This window comes from Devosia nitrariae, from assembly GCF_030160115.1.
GTDB classification, from domain to species: Bacteria; Pseudomonadota; Alphaproteobacteria; order Rhizobiales; family Devosiaceae; genus Devosia; species Devosia nitrariae.
Window position 1 is genome coordinate 241,584 of the sequence record NZ_BSNS01000002.1, and the last position, 21,246, is coordinate 262,829.

The 21,246-nt window shown below is 62.5% G+C and carries 20 protein-coding genes, 1 tRNA gene and 1 pseudogene; 9 read left to right on the forward strand and 13 right to left on the reverse strand.

Going from position 1 to position 21,246, the window contains the following annotated elements:
* Positions 1-13: 13 nt before the first annotated feature.
* The 6 genes from QQK18_RS01795 to yacG all read left to right on the forward strand — a co-directional run bounded on the left by QQK18_RS01795 (position 14) and on the right by yacG (position 4,011).
* Positions 14-445 carry a DUF2948 family protein gene (locus QQK18_RS01795; protein WP_284338561.1) on the forward strand — a complete coding sequence of 144 codons (432 nt, stop codon included), beginning with the start codon at positions 14-16 and terminating at the stop codon, positions 443-445.
* A gap of 107 nt (positions 446-552) precedes the next feature.
* Positions 553-1,845 (forward strand): histidinol dehydrogenase, encoded by a 1,293-nt coding sequence (gene hisD, locus QQK18_RS01800; protein WP_284338562.1) that lies wholly within the window; start codon positions 553-555, stop codon positions 1,843-1,845.
* A 14-nt stretch (positions 1,846-1,859) separates the two neighbouring features.
* Entirely contained in the window at positions 1,860-2,816 is a 957-nt protein-coding gene (locus QQK18_RS27365) for a UPF0262 family protein (RefSeq protein ID WP_348523204.1), read from the forward strand.
* 76 nt (positions 2,817-2,892) lie between these two features.
* The gene (infA, locus tag QQK18_RS01815; protein ID WP_284338563.1) at positions 2,893-3,111 is read left to right on the forward strand and encodes a translation initiation factor IF-1; all 219 of its coding nucleotides are present in this window, start codon (positions 2,893-2,895) and stop codon (positions 3,109-3,111) included.
* A gap of 16 nt (positions 3,112-3,127) precedes the next feature.
* Positions 3,128-3,766 (forward strand): Maf-like protein, encoded by a 639-nt coding sequence (locus QQK18_RS01820; RefSeq protein ID WP_284338564.1) that lies wholly within the window; start codon positions 3,128-3,130, stop codon positions 3,764-3,766.
* 29 nt (positions 3,767-3,795) lie between these two features.
* Positions 3,796-4,011 (forward strand): DNA gyrase inhibitor YacG, encoded by a 216-nt coding sequence (gene yacG, locus QQK18_RS01825; protein WP_284338565.1) that lies wholly within the window; start codon positions 3,796-3,798, stop codon positions 4,009-4,011.
* 2 nt (positions 4,012-4,013) lie between these two features.
* On the opposite strand, the gene QQK18_RS01830 is transcribed toward yacG, so the two are convergent.
* Positions 4,014-4,775 (reverse strand): SDR family NAD(P)-dependent oxidoreductase, encoded by a 762-nt coding sequence (locus QQK18_RS01830; protein ID WP_284338566.1) that lies wholly within the window; start codon positions 4,773-4,775, stop codon positions 4,014-4,016.
* A gap of 163 nt (positions 4,776-4,938) precedes the next feature.
* On the opposite strand from QQK18_RS01830, the gene QQK18_RS01835 reads away from it, so the two are divergent.
* Positions 4,939-5,014: transfer RNA gene (locus tag QQK18_RS01835), tRNA-Phe, on the forward strand.
* 291 nt (positions 5,015-5,305) lie between these two features.
* On the opposite strand, the pseudogene QQK18_RS01840 reads toward QQK18_RS01835, so the two are convergent.
* Both QQK18_RS01840 and QQK18_RS01850 read right to left on the reverse strand, forming a co-directional pair.
* Positions 5,306-6,303, reverse strand: a pseudogene (locus tag QQK18_RS01840) (L,D-transpeptidase family protein).
* 276 nt (positions 6,304-6,579) lie between these two features.
* Entirely contained in the window at positions 6,580-6,957 is a 378-nt protein-coding gene (locus tag QQK18_RS01850) for a hypothetical protein (RefSeq protein WP_284338569.1), read from the reverse strand.
* A 263-nt stretch (positions 6,958-7,220) separates the two neighbouring features.
* Here QQK18_RS01850 and QQK18_RS01855 point away from each other — a divergent pair, with 263 nt between their 5' ends.
* Complete coding sequence (locus QQK18_RS01855; protein WP_284338570.1) at positions 7,221-8,663, forward strand: SNIPE associated domain-containing protein; 1,443 nt, start codon at positions 7,221-7,223, stop codon at positions 8,661-8,663.
* An 888-nt stretch (positions 8,664-9,551) separates the two neighbouring features.
* Here QQK18_RS01855 and QQK18_RS01860 read toward each other — a convergent pair.
* The 10 genes from QQK18_RS01860 to QQK18_RS01905 form a co-directional block, all read right to left on the reverse strand.
* Positions 9,552-10,997 (reverse strand): sulfatase family protein, encoded by a 1,446-nt coding sequence (locus QQK18_RS01860; protein WP_284338571.1) that lies wholly within the window; start codon positions 10,995-10,997, stop codon positions 9,552-9,554.
* A 26-nt stretch (positions 10,998-11,023) separates the two neighbouring features.
* Positions 11,024-12,487, reverse strand: coding sequence for a sulfatase family protein (locus QQK18_RS01865; protein ID WP_284338572.1), 1,464 nt, complete (start codon positions 12,485-12,487; stop codon positions 11,024-11,026).
* A gap of 11 nt (positions 12,488-12,498) precedes the next feature.
* Positions 12,499-13,428 carry a dihydrodipicolinate synthase family protein gene (locus tag QQK18_RS01870; RefSeq protein WP_284338573.1) on the reverse strand — a complete coding sequence of 310 codons (930 nt, stop codon included), beginning with the start codon at positions 13,426-13,428 and terminating at the stop codon, positions 12,499-12,501.
* Positions 13,425-14,423, reverse strand: coding sequence for an ABC transporter ATP-binding protein (locus tag QQK18_RS01875; protein WP_284338574.1), 999 nt, complete (start codon positions 14,421-14,423; stop codon positions 13,425-13,427). Before QQK18_RS01875 ends, QQK18_RS01870 begins: the two co-directional genes overlap by 4 nt.
* 1 nt (position 14,424) lies before the next feature.
* Positions 14,425-15,435 carry an ABC transporter ATP-binding protein gene (locus tag QQK18_RS01880; RefSeq protein ID WP_284338575.1) on the reverse strand — a complete coding sequence of 337 codons (1,011 nt, stop codon included), beginning with the start codon at positions 15,433-15,435 and terminating at the stop codon, positions 14,425-14,427.
* Between the two features lie 2 nt (positions 15,436-15,437).
* Complete coding sequence (locus tag QQK18_RS01885; protein WP_284338576.1) at positions 15,438-16,355, reverse strand: dihydrodipicolinate synthase family protein; 918 nt, start codon at positions 16,353-16,355, stop codon at positions 15,438-15,440.
* A gap of 17 nt (positions 16,356-16,372) precedes the next feature.
* A complete protein-coding gene (locus QQK18_RS01890; RefSeq protein ID WP_284338577.1) occupies positions 16,373-17,260 on the reverse strand; it encodes an ABC transporter permease in 888 nt (295 codons plus the stop codon).
* Between the two features lies 1 nt (position 17,261).
* Positions 17,262-18,221, reverse strand: a complete 960-nt coding sequence (locus QQK18_RS01895; RefSeq protein WP_284338578.1) for an ABC transporter permease — start codon at positions 18,219-18,221, stop codon at positions 17,262-17,264.
* 167 nt (positions 18,222-18,388) lie between these two features.
* A complete protein-coding gene (locus QQK18_RS01900) occupies positions 18,389-19,975 on the reverse strand; it encodes an ABC transporter substrate-binding protein (RefSeq protein ID WP_284338579.1) in 1,587 nt (528 codons plus the stop codon).
* A gap of 20 nt (positions 19,976-19,995) precedes the next feature.
* Positions 19,996-20,727, reverse strand: a complete 732-nt coding sequence (locus tag QQK18_RS01905) for a FadR/GntR family transcriptional regulator (RefSeq protein ID WP_284338580.1) — start codon at positions 20,725-20,727, stop codon at positions 19,996-19,998.
* A 204-nt stretch (positions 20,728-20,931) separates the two neighbouring features.
* On the opposite strand from QQK18_RS01905, the gene QQK18_RS01910 reads away from it, so the two are divergent.
* A complete protein-coding gene (locus QQK18_RS01910) occupies positions 20,932-21,177 on the forward strand; it encodes a hypothetical protein (RefSeq protein WP_284338581.1) in 246 nt (81 codons plus the stop codon).
* The last annotated feature ends 69 nt before the right edge of the window (positions 21,178-21,246 follow it).

A 21,246-nucleotide genomic window follows, 5' to 3' on the forward strand; every position in this document is an offset into this window, starting at 1 on the left:
GTTTGCCGAACCGATGACCGATCTCAAGCTGATCGCGCTCGATCCCGAGGATCTCGAAGTGATCTCCACCCATGTGCAGGACGCGGTCGTGCGCGTTGGCGACATGGGCTTTGCACGCCGTGACCGCCGCTTTGCGGTGCTCATGAACCGCTTCGACTGGGAGAGCGACAAGCCCCGCGCCAAAGGCACGCGCAAGCGAGCGGCGCTGCACTTCGACGGGGTTCAGGCGGTCAGGAGTGCCGGGTTCGATACCAACGCCCATGACGGCGTCCTCGATCTTCTTGCCATCACCTTCATCCCCACCGACGGCCCCGCCGGCATCGTGGAGCTGAGCTTTGCCGGCGGCGCCTCGGTCAGACTTTCCGTCGAATGCCTCGAGGCGCGCCTTGCCGATCTCGGCGCCGCGTGGGCCGCCAAGCTCAAACCGCAACACGCCCTCGATTAGAGCGCGATGGACTCAAATCGCGCGTTCAAACGTTTAATGTCGCGGGACGTTCGCGGAAAACCGGTTCCCACGTTTCGCATCCCGCTTTAAAGGACACGCCCTCTTCCATGCCCTTGCGCCTCGACAGCCGGCAGGCCGATTTCGAAACTGCATTCACGGCCTTGCTGGAGAGCAAACGCGAGGCTTCCGTCGAGGTCGGCGACGTCGTTGCCGGTATTATCGCGGACGTTCGCGCGCGCGGCGACGAGGCGGTGGTGGAACTCACCAACAAGTTCGACAAGGCTGGCGTCACCGCGAGTTCCCTAGCCTTCAGCCAGGATGAAATCGACGCGGCCGCCGCGCGCGTCTCGCCTGAGGTGATGGCTGCCCTCGAGACTGCGCACGAGCGGATCAAGGCCCACCATGAAAAGCAGAAGCCTGTCGACCACGTCTACCAGGATGCGCTGGGCGTGACGCTGGGCACCCGCTGGACACCCATCGAGGCAGTCGGCATCTATGTACCCGGAGGCCTCGCCTCCTACCCCTCGTCGGTGCTGATGAACGCGGTGCCGGCAAAGGTTGCCGGGGTGGAACGCATCGCCATGGCGGTGCCAACTCCCAACGGGCAATACGCTGCCGCCATCCTTGCGGCGGCAAAAATCGCGGGCGTCAGCGAAATCTACCGCATCGGCGGCGCGCAGGCCGTCGCCGCCCTCGCCTATGGAACACAGACCGTCGCCAAGGTCGACAAGGTCGTCGGTCCCGGCAATGCCTATGTGGCGGCCGCCAAGCGGCAGGTGTTCGGGACGGTGGGGATCGACATGATCGCCGGGCCGTCGGAAGTCCTCGTCATCGCCGATGGCTCGGCCAATCCGGCCTGGGTCGCCGCCGACCTCATCGCCCAGACCGAGCATGGGGCCGGCGCGCGAGCCATACTCGTCACCACCGAAAAAGGCCTCGCCGAGGTTGTCGCCGCCGAGGTCGAGCGCCAGCTTGCCCTGCTGCCCAAGCAAGACCTCGCCCGCGAGGGGTGGGAGGAGTTCAGCGCGATCATCACCGTCGCCTCGCTCGACGAGGCTGTCGTGCTTGCCAACCACATCGCCTCCGAACACATCGAGCTAGCGCTCGACGATCCGCAGCAGGTGCTGGCGATGATCCGCAATGCCGGCGCGATCTTTCTCGGCCACCACACGCCCGAGGCCATCGGCGACTATGTGGGCGGCTCCAACCACGTGCTGCCCACGGCGCGCTCGGCCCGCTTCGCCTCGGGCCTCGGCGTCCTCGACTTCGTCAAGCGCACCTCTATCCTCGGCTGCGACCCTGCCTCGCTCGCGGCGCTGTCGCAGGCGGCCATTACCTTATCGGAGGTCGAGGAGCTCGACGGGCACGGGCGGTCGATCTCCATCAGGCTCAACCGGTAGAGGCCTTGCAGGCCGTGGGGGGATACGCGTTTAAGAAGACGGACAAGATCGTCACCGTCACGCTCGACCCCAACACCATCACTTCGATAAACCCCGACGAGGTGCATGAGTGGCGTATCGCTATCTACGACCTCTTAGAAACCAACCGCTTCGCCCCGGCGCGGGTCACCTCCACCGGTCCCTACGCACTGCACGTCTCGATCGTTGGCAATTCGATCGTGCTCGATGTGCGTGACCCCAACACCTTCCAGCCGATCGCCGCACACTACCTCTCGCTCACCCCGTTCCGGCGGCTGATCCGAGACTATTTCCGCATCCGCGAGAGCTACTACGAGGCGATCCGTGCCGCCCAGCCCTACCAGATCGAAACCGTCGACATGGCCCGGCGCGGCATCCACAACGAGGCGGCCGAGCTGTTGCGCACGCGCCTCGTCAACAAGCTCCACATCGACCTCAACACCGCCCGCAGGCTCTTCACCCTCATCTGCGCGGTACAGCCCTATGCCAGCCGGATCGACGAGCGCGCCAGCGCTCTGCCCACCGTTCTCTTCGTCTGTTCGATGAATTCGGTGCGCTCGCCTATCGCTGCTGCCCTCGCCCGCCAGACCTTTCCCGGGCGCCTCATCTCGCGCTCGGTCGGCGTTGCCGGCGGCAAGGCCGACAGCTTCGTGCACGACGTGATGGAGGAGATCGGCATCGACATGTCGGTGCACACGCCCCATACCATGGACGAACTCATCGCCACCCGCTTCGACCTCGTCGTCACCCTTTCGGACGATGCGCGCGAGGCGGTCGAGCGCAAGGGCCTCGAGATCGGTGCCATAGAGCATTGGCCGGTGGCCGATCCCACCCTTGTCCACGGCAATCGCGACACCATATTGAACGCATACCGCGCCCTTCGGGATGATCTGCGCCAGCGCGTCCGCGCCCGGCTTGAAACGCTTGTTTCGAGTGGTTCACAAACCACCTGAATTCCTATAGGTTGCGCGCCAATTCGGCCCGGGCGCAGCGAAATATCGCGTGCCGCGGGTCTTTTCAGGAGATACGATGGCGAAAGAAGAAGTGCTCGAATTCCCGGGCGTGGTCTTGGAATTGCTGCCCAACGCGACTTTCCGCGTCAAGCTCGAGAACGACCACGAGATCATTGCCCACACCGCCGGGCGCATGCGCAAGAATCGCATCCGCGTGCTTGCCGGCGACAAGGTCCTGTGCGAGATGACGCCCTACGACCTGACTAAGGGCCGCATCACCTACCGCTTCAAGTAACCGGACGCCGCACCCGATGGCCAGCCGCCCGGACCTGATTCTGGCCTCCGCCTCGCCGCGGCGCCTGGCGCTCCTCAACCAGATCGGCATCGAGCCCGAGCACCTGGTCCCTGCCCATGTCGACGAAGCCCCCGAAAAGGGGGAACTGCCGCGCCGGCTCGCCCAGCGCCTGGCCGACCTCAAGGCATTGACCGCGCAGCACAAGGCGCGTCAGGCAGGTATGAGCGCCAACGCGCTGGTGCTTGCCGCCGATACCGTCGTTGCCGTCGGCCGGAGGGTCCTGCCCAAGGCCGAGACAATGGAGGAGGCGTCCGATTGCCTTTCCCTGCTCTCAGGCCGGGCCCACCGTGTCTACACGGGCATCACCCTCATTACCCCGTCGGGGCAGAAGCGGCAGCGGCTCGTCGAGACCCGCATCCGTTTCAAGCGCCTCTCAGCCAAGGAAATGGAAGCATACCTCGCCAGCGCCGAGTGGCGCGACAAGGCGGGCGGCTATGCCATCCAGGGCATTGCCGGCGCCTTCGTCGTCAAGCTCGTCGGCTCCTATTCCGCAGTCGTCGGGCTGCCGCTCCATGAGACCGCGGCGCTCCTGACCGGCGAAGGCTATCCGGTCTATTTCAACTGGCTGAACCAGACGGCGCTGACCGGCGTTTAGCCCGATCACCCAGACCCCAGGCATCTCCCATGGCCGAACCCGCCAAAGCGACGAAGCCGTGTCCAATCTGCGGCAAACCCTCGGTCGAGAAGTACCGGCCGTTCTGCTCGAAGCGCTGCGCCGACGTCGACCTCAACCGGTGGCTGTCGGGCAGCTATGTCATTCCGGCGAGCGCCGATCCGGAACCGGACGAGGACGACGAGGTGCCAACGCACTCGCGCGACCCCGAGGACGACAATATTTAGCGCTACGGCATCAGCTGGCCGCCGTTGACGTCGATGATCTGGCCGGTGATGTAGCCGCTCATCGACGGCGACACGAGGAAGATGTAGGCGCCCACACACTCCTCGGCGGTGCCGAGCCGGCCGAGCGGGATCTGTCCGCGCGCCGTCTCGCGCACCGATTCGGGTGTCGTGTCATGGAAGGGCGTGACGATGAAGCCGGGGGCCACCGTGTTGACGCGGATATTGTCCGGGGCAAACTCGCGCGCCGCGTTGCGGGAAATGGAATGCACCGCGGCCTTGGCCGAGGCATAGACGCTCGAACCGGCAAAGCCGCCGAAGCGCCCGGCAATCGACCCGGTATTGACGATGGCGCCGTGACCGCTGGCCTTGAGGTAGGGATAGGCGGCCTTGGTCGTTGAGAGCACTGAGCGCACATTGAGGTCGTAAACCTTGTCGTAGATCTCGTCGCTAAAGCCGGCGTTGGTCACCCGCTCGAGAATGGCGCCGGCATTGTTGATGAGAATGTCGAGACCGCCGAGTGCGGCGACCGCCTCGTCGACGATGCGCGCCGTCTCGATCGAGTGGCTGACATCACCCAGAACCACCGCTGCCTTGCCGCCGGCGGCCCGCACCTCGTCGGCGACGGACCGCGCCGCATCGGCATTGGCATTGCCGTGCACGGCCACATGCGCGCCGAGCGCACCCAGCGCCTTGGCCACGGCCGCGCCGATCCCGGTCGACGATCCCGTCACCAGCGCGCGCTTACCCTTGAGATCGTCCAGCATCGTCCTGCCTCCCGCACCAAAAGCTCTTTGTTTTGCCCCGACTATCGGTGTCCCGTCCGGCGATGACAACCCCGTTGAAAATCCGCCGTTTGCCGCTTGCACAGGGGAATCCCATCCCCTATAAACCGCCCATCCAACCGCCGGGCGCCGCTCCGGCAGGCAAGCCCGGGTAGCTCAGTTGGTAGAGCAGCGGATTGAAAATCCGCGTGTCGGTGGTTCAATTCCGCCCCCGGGCACCACTTTTTCTTGTTGCCAAATCAAAGAATTAGCAGGTCGAGGCGCTAGGCCTTGGCATGTTCATCCCTGCACGTCTCATTTCGCGCCGTTCCGGCGTTTTCCACGACTTTCCAGCGAGTCCATGGCAGGTAGGATGGCACACGGCGGGTCGTTGAATTGGTCTGGTTTGGATGACGGTGTCGACCAGCCATCCCTTCGAGCAACTGGGTCGACGGAAACGATAACAACGCCGTCGATCCGCTGGTTGATGCACCGTTAATGCGGCAAAGGGCTCGTAGGGCTCTTTGAGAAGGTCAAAGGAAGTCTACAGTGGCACCTTTCGCCACCATGCTCCCGAGTTCTTGGGCATCCCAGTTCGTGAGGCGAACGCAGCCATAGGAACTGGTCTTGTCGATTTGGGATGGTTCTGGCGTGCCGTGAATACCGTAGGTGGGCTTCGAAAGGGCGATCCACATACTCCCGACTGGTCCATTCGGCCCAGGTGGAATGGTCAGGACCTCGGTGTTATCGCCCTGTTGGAAATTGATGTCGGGATTGTAGGTGTAGTTGGGCATCGGGGCGACCGCCTCCACCACATAGCTACCGCTTGGCGAGGGAGTGCCCTCACTGCCGATAGTTGCCGGATAGGTGGCTACAAGGTTTCCTTGACCATCATAGGCCCGCACTTGCCGAAGCGCCTTGTCTGCCTCAATCCGCTGGACCACGCCTGTCAGATCGGGACCTGTAAGGGCCACCGAAATGGTTTCCCCAGGCTCGAAAGCAGCGTTCGGATTGAGAGCAATGAGAAGGTCGATGTCCATATGGAAGCGCTCGGCCAGCGCCTCTTCAACGCTGCCATAGCCGAGAAAATCCAGCTGCGCCTTCTCTGCATAGTCGTCAGGCGTCGGACCGGTTACATCGTCAAAATCGGTAGCCGCTATCACATAGTCGCCGATTGCCGGTTGGCCGGCCTCCACGCGGGCCAGCAAGGAATCATCTATGATGCCGGTGACGGACAGTCCGCCATGGCCTGAACGCCCATGACTGCCTTGCGCATATTCTCCCCATCAAAGCCATCGATAACGCCTGGCGACGCGCCCAGTTGGTCCAGTAGTACCTGTAGTCGTGCGATAGCGGGATCGGGTGCCGCTGCACTATCCGGTGAAACAGCGCCTTCGGAAGTCGGCGCCTCCGGCGTAATGATATAGGGCCGTTGAGGTACAGCGAACCGGGCGCCCAAATCCGCTTTATTGATCGCTGATGCGCTCATCGGCTGGGATAGTGCAAGGTGGCCTGCAGCCGCAATCGGCATGCTACCGGCGAGTAGGCTGGGGGCGGCGAAGAACGACAACAGGATTAGTCTGCGCATAAAAACCTCATCTTTCCAGATGAATGGTGTGATCCGCAGGAGGTTGCTATGCCGTAGCGGCATCATGCCGCTTCGGCGCATTCGCCTCTCGGTTGGTGCGAGCAGCCCGTACGGGCACAAAGATGTCGCCTCCATCCAGGATAGAACCTCCACCCCTGCAACCTCGAGCACCGTCGGTCCAAGGTCCATAAGCGAGGCGAGGTTATCGACACGCAGATTTCACCGGTCTTCCTGCTCACAACCGATGCCGTCACCGTCCTTGTCGAGATCGAACGCATCAGGACCGGAAATTGTGACGGAGCCGTTGAAGTTGCTGCAGTCCAGATCGACGCTTCCCACCAGGTCCGTCGATGCAACCGGACCCGGCGTCGTGTAGATCACCTGCGTTGCCACTTTAGGGGCATCGGCACCCGGCATTACCAGGAACGACGGCAGACCGATGACAGGAACAAACGCCTGCGGCGAAGTCGGGAAGACGTATACAATTGTGGTGTCACCACCAGTAACGATAGGCTGGGATGCCGTTTCCTGCGCTGCGACCGGGATGGCTGTGCTTGCGGTAAAAGCTACTACCGCGACTAAATCTAGATGCTTCATTTCTGGGCCTCATCTGAATGCCCCGCACTTCCAGAACGCAGTGCATTGGCTCACGTGTCCCGTACAATTTGAGACAAGATGAGGGGGGCCGGAGATGCACGTCCGACCATTTTCGCACAGAAAGCAGCAAACCGTATCGAGCTGCAATTTCGATCCAGCAGCATTTGACCACACCGAAGAAGATACGCCCTGCAGGAGATAGAAAACTACTTCAGTCCGAGCGCTGCACACAGTATCCTGCCAAAAATTTGGGGCAGGAACTAATGACTTCAGATCAGGTCATATTAGTCGGTAGTGCAGCGTGCGTTGTCTCAGCGTTCATTCTATTGATTGCGGCAATGGTACGGGAACACTGGCGCTGGAAACGGATTGTTGCGGCAGAACGGGCGAAACGATCTGCTCTAGAGCAGCGGTTTTCCTCGATCATCGATGCCGATACCGAGGCCGCTCGGATCGTTGAAGTCGCCACATCGGAGGCGGAGAAGCGAGAAAGCGAGTCAAAGGCGCTTGTGACCTCTCTCGGCATTGATATCGCAAGGCTCAACAGCGAACTCGGGCAGGTACGGTTGTCCTATCGGGAGAAGAAGGCAATCTTCGACCGTTTGGCGAAGGAGGTTGCGGTATTCGACGAGCGGTTAGCGTTTGCGGAGATGGGCGTATACGAGCCCCACTTCGATTTCGACACGAGCGAAGATTTCAAGGAGGCCATCGTCCGCGTCCGAGACCGGCAGAAAGCGATGGTGTCGAACAAAGCCGCGGTCGTCTGCCGAACTCAATGGACGGTCGACGGGAGTGCAGCCAGGGGTAGAACGATGACCGAACGCAATGTCAGGCTCACCCTGCGCGCTTTCAACAGCGAGTGCGATGCCGCCATCGCAAACACTCGGTGGAACAATGCCAATGCGATGGAGAAGCGCATCGAGAACGCGCGCAATCAGATCGACAAGCACAATGCCTCTAGTCAGGTCGAGATTACCCAGACATATTTCCAATTGAAGCTCGATGAACTCCGGTTGACGCACGAGTATCGCGAGAAGGCAAAACAGGAACGGGAAGAGCGAGCCGACGAAGCGCGCGCCGCCCGCGAAGAACAAAAGCTTATCCGCGAGATGGAGCGAGCAGAGGAGGAGGAGGCGCGCTACGAGCGAATGCTGCAGAAGGCTAAAGCCGAGGCCGCGAGTGTGGTTGGTCCCAAGCTAGAGGCATACTCGCAGCAGATCGCTATTCTCGAGCGCGACCTGGCAGAAGCGCATGCAAAAGTCGAGCGAGCACGCGCCATGGCTGAGATGACTAGGACCGGCTACGTCTACGTCATCTCGAACATCGGCTCATTCGGCCCCGACCTCGTGAAAATCGGGCTTACCCGACGTCTTGATCCCGCTGATCGCATTCGCGAGCTTGGCGATGCAAGCGTTCCATTCCTCTTCGACACACACGCAATGATCTACAGCGAGGACGCGCCTGCGCTAGAGCGCGCACTACACACCGAGTTTGCGGCGCAGCGTGTCAACGCGACCAACATGCGCAAAGAGTTCTTCCGTGTCTCTATCGAGGAGGTGGAGGCGACCGTGAAGCGCCTTGCACCTGCTGCCGCGTTTTTCCGCGATATCGAGGCTCAGGAATACCATGAGACACGCGCTCTGCGGAACGCACATTTGACGCAGCAGACCATCAATGAAGAGCTCGCGTTTCCAGAGGCGCTATGACGAAAAAACGATGCAACACTATTCCTCAGCCGAACAGCGTGACCACCTGGCGCCATCACCCACCCTCGGGAATGATGATGCTGCCAATCTATGAGGCGCGCAGTTCTGCTAAAGATGGCACATGCTAAGCTGCCGCGGCTCAAGGGCGAAACATGCAGGGAATGAGGTGTGGATACTTACGGGTGCTCGCTTGCAGAGCCGCCAATGAACAGTGACCGTCGGCGACGTATTGCGGCTTAGAATGAGATACAGCCCTTGGAACCGCGGGATTGGTTCAGCGCCGCCAGCGCTTTCATCGCTCTTGGCTCGCTAGGGCTAGGCATCTTCAACTTTTGGTCTGCCCGTAGAGTGGCCGAACCTGCGGTAGAGATGCTTGTGTCGCCGCAACCGCAGGACGGAAGGGACAGTACTCGTCATGCCCGAGTAGCGTTCCGCATCAGCATGGATGGCGCCATCTCCGCGACCGAACTGCGCGAGATCGAGGTTGTCTCGCCTGGCAGGGCGCAGCTGCGACTCTACACTTGGACCGCTTCTGGCGACGAATACATTCCAAACTTTGACAACCGCGCAAGTGAGGGCGCTTCGCGCCTCAAAGGCCGTTGGGCGTTAAACTTGCGAAACGACAGCCGCTGGGCTTTAGCTGGACTTTGGGTCACTCTTCCCAGGAAGCACAGGCAAATCAGATTCAAGCTGCACTTTGCCTCAAAAGGCCCTCGCAGTTTCGGGGGCACCATCTCTGTCCAACGCTCAATAGACTGGGCGGATCGACGAATACAGTAAATGCTGAGCAAACGCGCTAAAATGAGGAAATATATGGATTGCCTAGAAGCGGGTCGTATAGCTGACACCGTTGGCTAGCCGCAGCCAACTCCAACAAGGAAGGAGCACTCACGCCTGCCCCACAGACGCCAGATGCCGCCTGAACCCCTGCGTGATCCGGTCACTCTGAATGCGCCAGTTGAGCATATCCAACAGGAGCGATTGCTTCACCGCCGCGCAGTCGGGGTCGTCCCAGCGGTTCGTCACCTCACGCGGATCCGCCTCAAGGTCAAAGAGCTGGCCCTCATCAATGTCGACGAAATGGACCAGCTTCCAGTCCCCCTTGCGCACCATCGTCATGAACTGCGTCCCCTCGAGGATCTTGTCGTTGGCGTGCTCAGAGAACACGCTCTCGCGGATCGACGCGTCCTCGCCGTTGAGATACGGGCGCAGCGATTTCGCCTCCATCCATGACGGAACGTCGACACCTGCCAGCTCGAGCACCGTTGGTCCGAGGTCCATCAGCGAGACCAGGTCATCGACGCGCAGGTCGTTCTCGATCCCTGGCACAGCGACGATGGCGGGAACACGGACGCTCTGCTCGTACATCGTCCATTTCTGCGAATGGCCGTGATCGTTGAGGCAGTCGCCGTGATCGGAGGTGAAGACGATGATGGTGTCGTCCAGCACCCCGCGCGTTTCGAGCGCATCGAGGACCTTGCCGACTTGCGTATCGATCATCGAGACGTTGGCATAGTAGTGCGTTCGCTGGCGGTGCATCTGCTGTGGTGACGGTTCGGCGAGGTGCACGATGGCATCGTGGTCGTCGGAGAGGTGCTGTCGCCGCAGGGCGCGCAAGGGTGCCGGCTGACTTTCGAGGTCGTAGTCCCGGATGGGCTCGGGTAATGGCCGATCGGCATATTTCGCTAGGTATTCCGGGGTCGGGTCGTAGGGTGGGTGCGGCCCGGGCAGCCCTATTTGCAGGAAGAACGGCTCCTTTCCGGGATAGCGCTCGAGCCAGAGGCAGGCCAGGTCCGCGACGAAGACGTCGGCATGGAGGCTCTCGTCGAGTTCCCAGATGAAGGCGCCGAGCCGCTCGCCGTAGTCTTCGCGACGGCGATAGGTCACCCGACTGGGCTTCTCGACCCCGCGGGCCCAGAGCGCCTTGTCCCACTGATCGAGATAGAAGGCGACATTCGGATGCGCCCGGTCCTTGTTTTCGACGACATGGCGCTCGTGAAAGCCGAACGCGCCTTCGACGGGGTTGGTGTGCATCTTGCCGACGTTCACGCACCGGTAGCCCGCCTTGTTGAGGAGCGTCACCCAGGACCAGGGCCAGGGCTCGCCGTTGCGCATGACGCCGTTGGTGTGCGGATAGGTTCCGGTAAAGAGCGACGCTCGCGAGGGCGCACAGGACGGAGAGCTGACATACATCCTGGTAAAGCTCGTCCCCCGCCGGACCAAACGGTCGAGGTTCGGGGTGTCCATATGCTTAAAGCCCAATGCCCGGATCGTGTCGAACCGCTGCTGGTCGGTGAGGATGAAAACGATGTTGGGGCGGCGTTCCACGCTCATGCTTCCTGCTTCCCTCAATTGCGATGCTATCTGATGCTGTTCTTCACCCGCTGGGATGCATCAGGCAGCGATCTGGTGACGCGCGGCGGTGCCTGAGCGGCCTCGGAATCGAGGAAGGCTGATATCTGCGCGAGCAAAGCTGCCTCGGTCGACGCACAGGCAGGATCACCGGAGATGTTCCGCGTCTCCTGCGGATCGGCGGCAAGGTCGAACATCTCCCGCTCCATGCGTCCCTCACTTGAATAGAGGGTCACTTTGTAGCGCTCGTTGCGCGCCATGGTCGCTCGCATCGGTGGGTCCCAGAGCGTCCCCGTGTCACTGACCCCCGAATTGCGGTAGGCGCAGACAGCGGCGCTCCGTCTCGCGGTCCCCCTCGCCGACATGGCGACGAGATCTTCGCTCGACGGGCAAGATCCGTTGTCGAGACCCGCCGCCGCAAGGCAGGTCGCGGCGACGTCGCGCCCCTGTGCGAGACCGGTGCATCGGCTGCCGGCAGCAATGCGGCCAGGCCACCGCAACAGGAGCGGCACGCCTACGGTAGGCTCGTAAAGCGCGACACCCTTGGAAAAAAGCGCGTGGTCGCCGAGTTGGTCGCCGTGGTCCGACATAAAGACGACCAGCGTATCCTCGGCGAGGCCAGCCTCGTCTAGGGCTGCGAGGACGCGGCCGATCTGATAATCGAGAAACGCGATCGAAGCCGCGTAACCGCGACGAATGGCGGTGATCTCTTCGGGTGCAAAATCCGCGACGCGTCCCAGAGACGAGTGCTCCTGCTCGCGGCGCACACATTCAGGGTGATCGGTGCGAGGCGGTATGGGCGCCGGGATGCTTGCGGGGTCGATACGCTCGGCAAAGCTCGTCGGATGATCCTGGTAGGGGTCGTGCGGGTCAAACAGGCTCATCAGGCAGAAGAAGGGCCGCCCGTCGGCTTTCGCGGCCCCAAGAAAATCGATGGTCCTGTCGGCGGCCCACTTGCTCATGTGCACATCTTCGCCGTGGTGAAGTTCACGCCGGCCGTTGCGCGCGAGCGCCTCACGGAACTCCGGCGCAGTTGCCGAAAGCCATTTCGTATAGCCGTTGAACGGGCTGTCCATGGCGACCGACGGCTCAAGACACCACTCATAGATGTCGAAGCCGTCGCCGGGATGCCGTCGGTCCTGCTCTTCCACGCGGCTGCTGACATGAAGCTTGCCAAAGAGCGCCGTGTGATAGCCTGCCTCGCGCCGCAGGCGACCCGTGAACAAGGTCTCTTCGGGAGAGAGGTTGTCGTAGACGCTGAGCACGGCATGATCGGAAACGGGCTTGCCCGTAAAGATACTGGCGCGCGAGGGCGTGCAAACCGGATTGTCGACAGTGCAGTTTTCGAACGCCGCGCCCGCTGCCGCCAATCGGTCCAGGTTCGGGGTCGGTATCCAGGAACAGCCATAGGCGCCCAGCGTGTCGCGCCGCTGCTGATCCGTCATGATCATGAGAATGTTGGGGGCGGACATGGCGGTCTCCGTTAAAACATTATCTCGGGGATCGCCTTTGCCGCGGCGCGTTGCAGGTCCGGCACGACCGAGGGATCGATCCAGCGATAGGGTTGGCGCAACCGCGTTCCGACATCGGCCCAACCGCCTATGGCGGCCAGCAGCTTGTCGAGCGCGGCGTTGGAATATCCGCCGGTGCGGGCAAAGGGCGCGATGTGGGTATCGAGGAAGTCGCGCAGGCGAGTTTCAATCTCGAGCGCCCGCCCGAGATCATCTGCCATGAGCTGTGTCCAGCGCTGCGCGCCCGACGGACTGAGGCAAGCCACATTGGAGAACGCGCCAGCAGCAACCCCTTCGCTGACGCCCGTTGCCAGGTGGTGACCGGGCACGAATAGCGACCGACCCGTGAGATGCTGGCGCGCCTCGCGGTACCAATCCGCATCGCCGTCCGCGAGTTTGATGCCGACAACCTGCGACACTGGCTCGAGGATCCGAGCGAGCTCGGATGGCGAGAAGACGCGTTTTGCGTGCGGCGGATGATAGAGGATGATCGGGATCGCGCCAGCGGCCTCGGCTGCCAGCTCGAGAAACCGCGTCGCTTCTGCGGGGGTCACTGGCCACCAATCGGGCAATATGACCTGGATGGCCGCCGGCTCCAGCACAGCGGCGCGGCGAACGCGCTCGATCGACAGGCGCGGATCAGGTTGGCAGGCGCCGATGACGAACGGCACCTGCGCTGCGCGGCAACGGCCGGCGAGCAGCGCCTGAATGGCGTCGAATTCGTCTTCGCTCTGGTTGTGGAACTCCCCTGCCGTGCCGTTGGAATAGATGCCGTCGACGCGCACGGAGATCAGATGATCTATCTCGGCGCCGAGGCGGGCGAAATCGATGGTGTCGTCGGAGTTTATGGGCAGCAGCAGGGTTGCCCAGTTCCCACTTATGGGGCCTCGCGAACTTTTCATCGGACTGCGCCCTGCACCATCAGCCCGTCCAGATCGTCGCGAATGCAGGCTTTGAAGTGCCCGGGCGCAACCTCGCGCAGCGGCGGCACGATGCCGGCACACGCATCGATCGCGACGGGGCAGCGTGTTCGAAAGACGCACCCTGAAGGCGGATTGGCCGGGCTCGGAATATCGCCTGTCAGGATCTGCCGGTTGGCTCGACGCGTCGGATCGGGAGACGGCACCGAGGAGAGCAGAGCCCGCGTATAGGGATGCTGAGGAGCCGAGTACAGCTGCCGGGCGGGCGCCTTTTCCATGATCCGGCCGAGGTAGAGCACAATGACGGTGTCGGCGATGTATTCGACGACCGCCAGGTCGTGCGCGATGAACAGCATCGTGAGGTTCAGCCGGATCTGCAACTCGCGCAGAAGGTTGATGATCTGGGCCTGAATCGAGACATCGAGCGCCGAGACGGGTTCGTCGGCGACGATCATCTCGGGCTCGAGGGCCAAGGCGCGGGCGATGCCGATGCGCTGGCGCTGTCCGCCCGAGAACTCGTGCGCATAGCGATCCAGGGCATCGGGCGGCAGGTCGACTGAAGCGAGGACAGATCTCGCCTTCTCGCGACGCTCATTTGCCGTGCCGATCCGCTGAATATCGAGGCCTTCGGTCAGAATTTGGCCGATGGTCATGCGCGGCGAGAGGCTGGCGAACGGGTCCTGGAAAATGTACTGGATGCGCGCGTGCAGGCGCCGCCGCTCGGCACGCGACGCGCGGGCCGTGTCCAGCCCATCAAAGATGATCCGGCCGGACGTGGGCGCGACGAGCTGCGCCGCCATCCGGGCGATCGTCGTCTTGCCGCTGCCCGATTCACCCACCAGCCCAACCACCTGACCGTGCGGGACGTCGAACGAGACATCTTCTACCGCACGCACGACAGGCCCGCGTCCGAAAGCGACCGGCGGAAAGTGCTTGCTGAGGGCGGATACGGAAAGGAGGGGCGTGTTGACCGTCATCTCACACCTCCTGCCAGCGGATGCAGCGGCTGAATTGCGCATGACCGGTATCGGCCAGCGCCGGCAAGGCCTCGGTGCACCGATCGATGCGATAGCCGCAACGCGAGGCGAACGGGCAGCCGTTGGGCAGGTTGGCCAGGCTCGGCACCGAGCCGGCGATCGTCGGCAGCGGCGTACCGGCTTCCTTAAGGACCGTTGCTTCCCCGAGCCGGGGCGCCGAACGCATGAGACCCTCGGTATAGGGGTGGCGCGGATGGGAAAATACCCGGGCCACGCTCCCCGTCTCGACGATCGAGCCGGCATACATGACCGCGACCCGGTCCGCGATCTCGGCGACAACGCCGAGATTATGGGTGATGAACAGCATGCCCATTCCGCGTTCGGACTGCATGCGCTTGAGGAGGTCCAGGATCTGGGCCTGGATGGTCACATCGAGGGCCGTGGTCGGCTCATCAGCAATCAGCAGCGCGGGATCGCAGGCGAGGGCCATCGCGATGGTCGCGCGCTGGCGCATGCCGCCGGAGAGCTCGTGGGGATATTGGCTCGCCCTTCGCCTCGGGTCGGGAATGCCAACGCCTGCGAGCAGGCCTACAGCCTCCGCAAATGCCTTGGCATGCGAAGCCCCCTTGTGAATCCGGATCGGCTCGGCGATCTGCTCGCCAATGGTGAAAACGGGGTTCAGGCTCGTCAACGGCTCCTGAAACACCATGCCGATGTCATTTCCCCGCACCCCGCGGAACGCCTCGCGGGAGAGCCCGCGCAGATCTACGACATCCCCCGATTTCCGGCGCAGCGCCAGCCGGCCGGATTCGACCTCTCCCACGCCCTTGGGAAGCAGGCCCATGATGCTGAGGCTCGTAACCGATTTGCCAGAACCGGACTCCCCGACGAGCGCCACCGTCTCTGCCGGCGCGATCGTCAGGTTGAGATCGCGCACGGCAACGACACGCTGCTTTGCGATGCGGAAGACGGTGGTGAGCCCGGCGATATCCAGGATTGGCTGGGCGTCCATCGTCACCCCAGGAGACCAGTGGAGCTCAGTATCGCGTCGACGCTGCGCGCTTCGTCGTCGTTGAGTGCCCGTTGGGGCCTTGCCATGATGTTGGTCGAGATGACGCCGCGGCTGCGCATTGCCGTCTTGAAAGCCCCCACTCCCGCTGAGCCGGTGCTGGTGCGCGGCAGGCTGATCCGCACGATCTCGAACAGCGCGCACAGGCGCTCCTGCTCCTTACGGGCGCCTTCCACATCTCCAGCGCGGCACATGTTCCAGAGGCGCACATAACCATGCGGGTCCACATTGGCGAGACCGGGAACCACGCCATGCGCACCGAGATTGAGCATGCTGTCGACGACGATCTCCGATCCTGTCATGGCAAAGAAATCGGGCAAGCCGGCATTGTCGGAGAGGACGTAGCGGAAATTCCCATCATCGCCGCTGGAGTCCTTCAACCCGGCGATCGCGCCTTCCTTGGCCAGGGTCGTCGTCGTTGCGCGCTCGAGCTTGCTATGGACGCAAACCGGGATGTCGTAGGCAACGACCGGAACCTCGAGCGCCTCGCGCACATAGCGGAAGTGGTCGATGATCTCGGGTTGGCTGGTGCGCGCATAGAACGGCGCGGTGACGACGACGGCGTCGACGCCCGCCGACTGTGCGGCGCGGGCGTGGGCGATGACGCGGTCGGTCGCAGGATCGATCACGCCGGCAAACACCGGTACCCGACCGCCGGCACGCTTGAGCGCCCGTTCGATGAGTTCGACCCGGGTGCGATCGTTGTGGAACACGACCTCGCTCGTGGATCCGAGAACGAAGAGACCGTGAACGCCTGCATCGAGCAGGAACTCCACCACGCGGTCGAACGAATCGAAATCGACCTCATGCGCGGTGGTGAGAGGTGTGACGACGGGAGGGACGACGCCTTCGAAGAGCGGCATTGGAAACCTTAATTTGGCTAATTGAGATCGGATCGCGGATCAAAGGCGTCGCGCAGGCCGTCGCCTATGAAGTTGATTGCAAGAACGGACGTGACCAGCAGTGCTCCGGGGAACATCCACTGCCAGGGATAGGCCTCGAGAACGCGGGTCGAGCGGGCGGCATTGAGCATGTTGCCCCAGCTCGCCTCGGGCGGCGCGATCCCGAGGCCGAGGAACGACAGACCGGCTTCGAGAAGAATTCCGGCGGCGATCTGGAGCGTGGCGTAGACGACGAGGATATCGATGCAGTTCGGGATGCCGTGACGCAGCAGCAGATGCGGCAGGCTCGCCCCCATGCCGCGCGCGGCCACCACGAAGTCGCGCTCGCGCAGTTCGAGGAAGCGCGCCCTGACCATGCGTGCGAGCACCGGCCACGACAGCAGCGAGATGACGAGGATCGTCGGCATGACGCCGGTCCCCGCGATCGATGCGAGAACGAGAAGGAATATGACCGGCGGCAGGGTCATGGCGAGATCGACAAGCCGCATTGCCGCGCCATCGACCAGTCGCCCCGAAAACCCGGCCACGGCACCGAAGATGAACCCGATGAACATCGAGATGAACATGGAAACGACTGCCACCAGCAGCGAAATCCTGCCGCCCTGCATCAGTCTTGCCATCACATCGCGGCCGACACCGTCGCTGCCCATCCAGTGGGAGACCGATGGTCCCTGGTTGATCGCACGCAGGTCAATGTCGTTGGGCGAATAGATCCACCACCACTGGTAGGTGAGAGACATCCCGATGATGATGAGCGTCACCACTAGGCCGACGACTGCGGGAATGTTGGAGAGGAACCGTTCCACGGCGCGCCGGATGGGGCCCCTTGCCGGATGCGCTGACATCGTAGGTGAGAGTGTCGCCATCTCACGCGTTCCTGATGCGAGGGTCGACCGCCGCATAGGCAATGTCGGTCAACAGGTTGACGAGGATGACGCTGGCCCCGGTCAGGAGCGTTGCACACATGATGACGCTATAGTCACGGCTGGTGACGGCGTTGATCATCAACAGGCCCATGCCCGGCCAGTTGAAAACGCTCTCGATGAAGATCGCCCCGCCGATCGCCCCGCCAATGGTCGATCCGATCAGCGTGATGACCGGCAGCAGTGCGTTGCGCACAGCATGCTTGACCACGACCCAGAACTCCCGAACACCCTTCGCTCGGGCGGTGCGGACATAGTCCTGCGACAGGACTTCGAGGAGCGAGCCGCGCATATACCGCATGATGAGCGCGCCCTGAGCGATCGAGAGCAGGGTCGCGGGCAGAATGAGATGGTAGAGGAGGTCGAGGCTGGAATAGGGGCGCCCGGGGGTCAGCATGCCGCCTGAAGGAAACCACCGCAGCAGGACCGAGAAGGCATAAAGACCGAGCAATCCCGTCAGAAATGCCGGGCTGGAAACGCCAAGAAACGAAACGATCGAGAGGCCGACGTCGGAAGCCTTGTTCTTGCGGACCGCGCTGATGATCCCGGCGGAAACGCCGACGACGATGGAGATCGCGATTGCGGTGAACATCAGCAACACGGTCGGGCCGACCCGGCTGAGCACGAGCGGCAGCACGGGCACGCCGCCGCGCTGGATCGAGTAGCCGAAGTCGCCCGACAACGCCGCTGCCAGCCAGGCGAAATACTGGACCGGCAGGGGCTGATCGAGACCAAGCCGTTCGCGCAGCGCCGCCAGGTCCGCTGCACCTATGGGAATGGTGGGATTGATATACGCGTCGATCGGGTCGCCGGGCGTAAGGCGGAGCATGATGAAGATCAGCACCGACAGCGCCAATAGCAAGAACAGGCCCGTACCCGCCCGGGATGCGATGTATCGAAGCACGATCTGGTCCTTCCTGCCCGCCGCGATGCAATCAGCACAGGCCGCGCAACATGGCGCGCCGGGTCACCGCCCTCGTTTGCGCGCTTGTTTCGCATTCACTCATATTGCTCGGCCGCCTGAAGGCGGCGGACGACGGCATGCAGCCACCGTCCGCCGCGCGCTCTCGATTAGGGCTCGATGTCCCAGGCCTCCGGGTTCATCTCGAACGGCCCACCGCCAGGCGCCGGCGTCCAGACGAAGTCCTCGAGCGAGTCCGAAGCGATACCGTACCGGCTCGCAACCCACATCGATCCCCAGGGCATCTGTTCGTTCACGACCCTGCAGACCTCCTGCCAGCGTGCATCCATCTGCGACGGGTCGGCTTCACTCATGGCCGAGGCCAGGGCCGTATCGAGCTCGGGCAGGCTGATATGCATGATGTTGTTGCCGTTCGGCGGCACCTGCTCGGAGTTCAGGTTGATATTGTGCTGGGCAGGATTGGGGCCGTTGCCGGCACCCGCATAGACCAGCGGGAACTGGCTGACGTCATCGCCGCGCACGATGCCGTTGTAGGTCGGAACGTCCACCACGCGAGGGGCGACGTTGACGCCGACGTCGGCGAGCATGGCCTGGACGGCCGCCATGATATTGGCCACCTGCGGACTGTTGTAATAGGTCAGCCACGGAAGTTCCTGGCCACCGTTGATCTCCTCCCAGCCTGCCTCGGCGAGCAGAGTGCGCGCTTTTTCCGGGTCGTAGGAATAGTCGATCAGGTCGTCGGGGACGTATTGCGGCGCGACGTAGTTACACTCCGCCTTCTTGGCAGCGCCGTTGTAGAGGGTCTCGATGATCGTGTCGCGATCGATGGCATGCATCACCGCCTGACGCACGCGCACGTCGTTCCAGAGTTCGGTCCTGTGGTTGAACCCGATATAGTTCAAAACGAACGAGTCGCCCGGGATAACGGTGAATCCTTCCGCGTCCTCGAAGGACTGGGCATCGTCAGCTTCGGCATAGGTGAACTGAATTTCGCCGGCCCGCAGTGCCGCCACCGCGGCCGCCGGATTGGCAAAATAACGGTTGATGAGCTTGTCCACCTGAGGGCGGCCGTCGCGATAGTCGTCGAACGCCTCAAGCTCGACGAACTGATCACTGGCATATTGCACGAACTTAAACGGACCCGTGCCCACGGGGGTAGTCGACCACCAATCGCTTTGTGCCAGCTCTGCCGCCGGCTTTGATGCCAGCTCATGCTCGGGCAGCATCATGAGTTGCGTGATCGTCGACAGGAATCCGCCATTGGGCCCTTTCAGCGTCACCACGGCAGTCTTCTCGTCGGGGGTTTCGACCGAAACCACGTCGGCAAGACGCGCGGCGAAAATGCTGCCGCTCTCGGGGTTCATCGCCAGATCAAAGGTGTACTTGACGTCGGCCGAGGTGAACGGCTCACCATCGTGCCACACGGCATCGGCTAGCTTGAAGGTGAACGTCGTCAGATCGTCGCTGGCGGTGTATTCGCCGGCGAGTTCGCCCTTCAACCGCGACAGATCGGCGGTATAGGTCACCAGCGGCTCGTAGTAGGTGTTGAGCCAGGTAAACCCCGCTGTCGCGGTGAGCGGGTTGAAATTGCCCTGAAAACCACCCGGACCGACATCGAACCCGCCGACAATGGTTTTCTCCTCGCTTTGAGCGATAGCCGGCAGCGCCACGAGCGCCGTGCTTGCCAGCGCAAGGCCAGCCACAGCCAGCGTACGCCCCAAAGTCCTCCCAATCATGTCTTCCTCCTTTTTTATCGTCAGTTGTCAGAGCCATCCGGGGACAGGGCGGATCGACTTTGGGCGACGACCTTCTGGATCCCGGAATAGTGGGCGGCGAGGCGCGAGCGCGCAGCCTCGACATCCTTGGCCGCGATCGCCTCGACGATTTCGTGGTGATCGCGCCAGGTTGAAAGTGGAGTTGGATTCTTGAGATCGGCGAACCCGGACACCTTGTAGTAGGCCGTCCAGAAGATATCGATCAGCGAGCTCAACATCTGGTTGTTCTGGCAGCGGAACAGCAGTTGATGGAACTGCTGGTCCTCCTCGGCGAAACTATCGTTCCTTTCTGCCCTCATGCGCATCCGCTCGGTGACCTCGCGAAGCTCGGCGAGATCCTCGGCACTGATCATTTCGATCGTCTTGTCGATGAGGCCGGTTTCCAGGACCTGCCTGATCTGGCGCAGCTCTTCGATGTCGCGCAGGGAGGCCTGGAGCCCGTACGCCAGGTTGTCGAGGAGGGGCTTGAAGGAGAACTCCTTGACGAAAACGCCGATCCCACGGCGCGTCTCCAGGATCCCCAAGGACGCCAGCGCCTTGATTGCCTCGCGCACAGAATTCCGGCCGACGCCCAGTTGCTGGGCGAGATAGCTCTCGGGTGGAAGGGCCGCACCCGCCTCCAGCCGATTCTCCTCGATGTATTTACGAAGGCTCTCCTGCACGCTCACATGCAGCAGCGGAGCTCGCTCCAGAGGCCTGATGGGCTGGTTCACGTCCGTTCTCCAGGTTGCTTGTGCTATATCGACTTGTAGGACATCCTGCAAGAAGAACTTGTAGGATATCCTGTAGCCACTCGCGCTGAAGCCAGCTCACCACGATGCCAGCTGCGGCGTGGATCTCGTCTCCCCGGGAAGGATCGCGGTCTCGTCTCCGGAACGAAAGCGCCAGCCTGTCGTTACTGCGCCAGGAGGCCGCCCATGGCGACTTTTACGATTCTCGGAGCAGTGCTGGTTGCGTGCGGAGTTGTGATGATGGCGCTCGCCGCCATCAAGAGTGGCCGCCTGTCGGATTCGCGCGCCTCGCCCGATGATCCGGCCGGAACGACGCTCGAGCCGCAGCGCCGCAGTATGGGATTCCTTGGACTCAAGGCCAACTGGCCGGGGCTACTGGTCGCCGCCGTCGGAGTGGCGTTCCTCGTCGTTCCGTTCCTCGGCATCGGCTGAGCGGCTCCTCCTTCTCCAGCAGCAACCTTTGCTCAATGGCGAGTTTTTCCGCTGGTCTGCAGTGGAGAG